The organism is Mycobacterium montefiorense, assembly GCF_003112775.1.
Taxonomy (GTDB): domain Bacteria; phylum Actinomycetota; class Actinomycetes; order Mycobacteriales; family Mycobacteriaceae; genus Mycobacterium; species Mycobacterium montefiorense.
On sequence record NZ_BFCH01000038.1, the window covers coordinates 1 to 644 of the forward strand.

The window sequence follows — 644 nt, forward strand, 5'->3', positions numbered from 1 at the left end:
CCACCACCGCAGTCACGGCGCCCGATCCTGACGATATTGCGTACATCATTTACACCTCGGGCACTACCGGCACCCCCAAAGGTGTTGGGATTCCCCATCGCAATCTGACGCACTTGGCGGAGTCATTGCCTGAGCACCTGTTGTCTGGGCAGGTGTGGTCGCAGTGGCATTCCTATAGCTTCGATTTTTCGGTGTGGGAGATCTGGGGTGCCTTGCTGCGTGGTGGGCGGTTGGTGGTGGTGCCCGATGGGGTGGTTTCTTCGCCGCAGGATTTCCACGCGTTGTTGGTGGCTGAGCAGGTCACGGTGTTGAGTCAGACACCGTCGGCGGTCGCGGCGTTGTCGGCGCAGGGTTTGGAATCGGTGGCGTTGCTGCTTGGTGGTGAAGCCTGCCCGCCTGAGGTGGTGGATCGGTGGGCGCCTGGCCGGGTGATGGTCAACGCCTATGGCCCGACTGAGACGACGGTGGTTGTGGCCATCAGTGCACCGTTGACACCGAAATCGGGGGTGCCGCCGATTGGGGTTCCGGTGCCGGGGGCGGCGTTGTTTGTGTTGGATGGGTGGTTGCGTGCGGTGCCTGTTGGTGTGGTGGGTGAGTTGTATGTGGCTGGTCGTGGTGTGGGTGTGGGGTATGTGGGCCGGTCG

Annotated in this window: 1 protein-coding gene; it reads left to right on the plus strand. The window is 62.6% G+C overall.

Annotated features, from left to right (window positions below; translation table 11 throughout):
- On the plus strand, positions 1 to 644 hold a 644-nt coding region (locus DB708_RS25785), incomplete at both ends, for an AMP-binding protein (protein WP_133251057.1).